The organism is Streptomyces murinus (assembly GCF_002154555.1).
Lineage (GTDB): Bacteria > Actinomycetota > Actinomycetes > Streptomycetales > Streptomycetaceae > Streptomyces > Streptomyces murinus.
Genome location: NZ_MUNF01000608.1, coordinates 1 through 3,735 on the forward strand (window position 1 = coordinate 1; position 3,735 = coordinate 3,735).

A 3,735-nucleotide genomic window follows, 5' to 3' on the forward strand; every position below is an offset into this window, starting at 1 on the left:
TTCCCACCCGCACCACCCGCGCGGCTCTCGTCGTCAGCCGCGGGTGGCCCCTGAGGGTCCTCCGCACCATCGGCGTCCGCGGCCCCGTCGCCACTCTCCGGGTCGGCGTCAGCCTTCTCCTCGGCGGTGGTGTCGTCCTCCGCGTCGGCGTCACCTTCCGCCTCGGCGTCCGCCTTCGCACCCGCGATGTCGGCGCCCGCCGGGGTCTTCGGCCGAGCGTCGGCCTTCGCACCGGAAGCGGCCTTCGCACCGGTGCCCGCCTTCGTGGCCGCGCCGTCCGCCAGGGCGTCCGCCTCGGCGTCGGCCGTCTCTGCGGCGGCCTTGGCGCGGGTGGCCGCGGCAGCGGCGGCATCGCCGGCGGCGGCCTTCTCCTCGGCACCGGCCTTCGTGTCGGAGCCGTCCTCCGCGTCGGCGCCCGGCTCCGAGCCCTCGGCCGCGTCGGTCACCGCGTCAGCGTCCGCCGGGGCCTTCTCGCCCTCGGCACCGGCCTCCGGGGCCTTCAGCTCGCCCTTGGCGCCGGCCTCCGCGCCGTCACCCTTCGCACCGGAACCGGCGTCCGCCTCCGCGCCGTTGCCCCCGGCGGTCGCCTTCGCGTCCGCACCGGAGCCGGCGTCAGCCGCGTCCGTGCCCGCGGCCTCCGTGTCCGCCGGCTCCGAGCCCGCGCCGTCGCTTATCGCGCCCGTCGCTTCCTTCGCGCCCGTGTCGCCCTCGGCGTCGCCCTCGGTGTCCGTGTCGGCCGACGCGCCCTCGGCGCCCTCAGCGTCCTTCGCGGGAGCTTCCGTTGGCGTCTCCGGGTCGTCCGCGTCCCGGACCCACGACGAGACCGCGTTGCGCAGAGCGGTGTCCTCCTCGATCGCGGGGGTGCGGAACACCTTCGTCGCGGTGTCCGTGCCGCCGCTCGAGGAATCCTTTTGCCCGCCACCGGCACCGGTACCGGCCCCGCTGCTCCCACCGGACCCGCTCCGGGCCACCGCGAGGCGGGGATCGCGGGCCTCGGGAACCGAACCCGCGTTCCCCGACGTCGCTCCTGCCGACGACTCGCGCTGCTTCGACCTGTCGGGGGACTCGCCCGCCACCGATGCCTCCTCATGCGCCGCACGCCTACGCGCGCGCCCTGTCCGAACCATGTACCAGTGTCCTGTGTGAGGGCTTGGCCCCTGTGGTAGACGAGAACGACATACCTACCGGTTCCCTCACGAACCGGTCACGCACCCTCGACAGACCAATGTGAGAGGGGTCACCCTGTCATTCATCCACGCGGGGAGGCATGGATGGGCAGGAGCCGCAGAACACTTCCGGAGGAGCTTCTGCTGCTGGCACTGGACCCGACCACGGGTACCACTGCACAGCCGCAGTCGCTCGACCTCGGTCTGGCCGGTGCACAGCTAGTGGAGCTGGCGCTGGCCGGACGGATAGCCCCAGACGGGGATCGTATCGCCGTGGTGGTGCCACGGCCGACAGGAGATCCAACTCTGGACTGCGCGTTGGAGTTGCTGCGAAGGCGCGGCGCTCCGGTGCGAGCCGTCCACTGGATCGGCGGGCCCCGGCTGGGGCTGCGCCAGACGTACCTTTCGCATCTGGAGCGGTGCGGCATGGTCGCCGCGGTGCCGGGCCAGATGTGCGGAGTGCTGCCGACGACGCGCTACCAGGCGACGGAGACAGCCATCAGCCGGGAGATCCGCGGCCGGCTGGACTCCGCGATCCGCACCGGCGTACCGCCGGACCCGCGGACCGCGGCGCTCGCCGCCCTGGCGCACGCCGTCGGGCTGGGCAAGCATCTGTATCCGGGCAACGAGGGCCGATCGTCCCGTTCCCGGCTGCGGGATCTGATCCGGCACGATCCGATGGGCGGGCTCGTCGCGCACGCCGTGATGGACGTGCAGAACGGCGCGGCCGCACAGCCGCGCCGCGCTCCGGCCGTCACGGGCCGGCCGCCGGGGCCGGGACCCCGGTCCGCGGCCGAACCCGCGCACGGAGTGCCGATGCAGCCGCGCCACGGGTCCATGGCCCGCGCCGTGGCCCACTGATCCATCGCGCCGCAACGACCGTCCCCACAGGCCCGGTTCGGGAGCCGCAGGGCGAGCGGGGTGGCGGGACCTCCGGGTCCCGCCACCCCGCTCGGCCGTATCCGGAACCGCGCCCGTCCCGGGCAGTCCGCGTGAAGCCGGCGCCCGAACAGACACGCATGCGTGCCGCATATCGAGCATTTCCCAGCGCCGGTGCGCGCCTTGGTGGCAATCTGCTCAGCAGCAGATACGGAAAGTGTCAGTACAGGCAGCAGCCGGAGGTGCGCGTCCCGTGGCGTCCAATGTCAATCCCACCGTTAGGCGGCGCCGGCTGGGCCAGGAGCTTCGAAAACTCCGCGAGCAGAAGAACATGACGGCCGAAGAGGTCGCCGAGCGTCTGCTCGTGTCCCAGTCGAAGATCAGCCGTCTGGAGAACGGCCGCCGCAGCATCAGCCAGCGCGATGTGCGCGATCTGTGCGGCGTCTACGAGGTCGAGGACCAGCGGGTCGTGGACTCGCTGATGGAGATGGCCCGCGACTCCAGACAGCAGGGCTGGTGGCACACCTTCGGGGACATCCCCTACAGCGTGTACATCGGTCTGGAGACCGACGCCGAGTCGCTGCGGGTCTATGAACCCCAGATCGTCACCGGTCTGCTCCAGACCCCGGCGTACGCCGAGGCGCTGGTGCGCGGCGCGCTGCCGGAGACCTCGGCCGCGGAGATCGAGAAGCGTGTGGGCGTGCGCATGCGCCGCCAGGAGCGGATCACCACCGAGAACGATCCGCTGCGGCTCTGGATCGTCCTGGACGAGGCCGCGCTGCACCGGGTCGTCGGCGGCAAGCGCGTGATGCGCGAGCAGCTGGAGCATCTCCTGAAGCTGTCCGAGCTGCCCCATGTCACCGTGCAGGTGATGCCGTTCGAGGTGGGCGCGCATCCGGGGCTCAACGGCCAGTACGCGATCCTGGAGTTCGCCGACGCGGCCGACTCCAGCGTGGTCTACCTGGAGGGCGTCACCAGCGACCTGTATCTGGAGAAGGCCCAGGACGTGCAGAAGTACGCCGTGATGTACGAGCATCTGCGGGCCCAGTCCCTCAGCGTGGAGGCGTCCCGGCAGCTGATCGACGAGACGGCGCAGCGGTACACGGAATAGGGCCCGGCCACGGAGGGTGCGTGATCCTACAGGGTGGGCGCGCTCCCGTGGAAGGTACGTTGGAATATGCCATCCGGTCGAGTGAACGTCCCCTCCGGCCAAGGCAGTTGCCCGGTAGCGTCGATCACGCCAATCGGACATCGGGTTGGCGTGAACCCGCACTATCGCAACTCGCACACAGGAGTGGACATGGCACTGATTCAGGGCGCTTCGGAGACGTGGCTGAAGTCCTCCTACTCCGCGGGCAACGGCGCCTGCGTGGAGGTCAAGTCGCCCGTCACCGCCGAACTGGCCGTCCGTGACTCCAAGGTCGCCGAGGGCCCGATCCTGGCCTTCCCCGCCGACGCGTGGAACGCCTTCGTGGACTCGGTCAAGGCGTAAGGGGCTCGCGGGCCTCGTCCCTGATCGTCGTTCCGACGACGATCACAACTGCACACGCACCACCCAAGAGCCCTCTCGACCAGACGCCGTCCTTGCCGAGAGGGCTCGGTCGTGCCCGGCCCCGGCGGGGCCGGGCCGACTCAGCGGGAGCGCACCGGGAACGCCACGTCGCACACCGGGTCCTCGGGCCCCGCCGGG

At 71.6% G+C, this 3,735-nt stretch carries 3 protein-coding genes and 1 pseudogene; 3 read left to right on the forward strand and 1 reads right to left on the reverse strand.

Features of this window, described 5'->3' with window-relative positions; all coding sequences use genetic code 11:
- Window positions 1-872: pseudogene (locus tag CCN72_RS31125) on the reverse strand (hypothetical protein); the annotation flags it as partial.
- Window positions 873-1,271: 399 nt separating this feature from the next.
- Here CCN72_RS31125 and CCN72_RS31130 point away from each other — a divergent pair.
- The 3 genes from CCN72_RS31130 (at window position 1,272) to CCN72_RS31140 (ending at window position 3,537) form a co-directional block, all read left to right on the forward strand.
- Window positions 1,272-2,027 carry a GOLPH3/VPS74 family protein gene (locus tag CCN72_RS31130; protein ID WP_085565210.1) on the forward strand — a complete coding sequence of 252 codons (756 nt, stop codon included), beginning with the start codon at window positions 1,272-1,274 and terminating at the stop codon, window positions 2,025-2,027.
- Between the two features lie 271 nt (window positions 2,028-2,298).
- A complete protein-coding gene (locus CCN72_RS31135) occupies window positions 2,299-3,156 on the forward strand; it encodes a helix-turn-helix domain-containing protein (protein WP_037657768.1) in 858 nt (285 codons plus the stop codon).
- Between the two features lie 189 nt (window positions 3,157-3,345).
- The gene (locus CCN72_RS31140; protein ID WP_085565209.1) at window positions 3,346-3,537 is read left to right on the forward strand and encodes a DUF397 domain-containing protein; all 192 of its coding nucleotides are present in this window, start codon (window positions 3,346-3,348) and stop codon (window positions 3,535-3,537) included.
- Window positions 3,538-3,735: the final 198 nt, after the last annotated feature.

What these genes read in the sequence shown, in the direction of transcription:
- CCN72_RS31130 (WP_085565210.1), top strand. Translation starts at nt 1,272, where the DNA reads ATGGGCAGGAGCCGCAGAACACTTCCGGAGGAGCTTCTGCTGCTGGCA.
- CCN72_RS31140 (WP_085565209.1), top strand. Translation starts at nt 3,346, where the DNA reads ATGGCACTGATTCAGGGCGCTTCGGAGACGTGGCTGAAGTCCTCCTAC.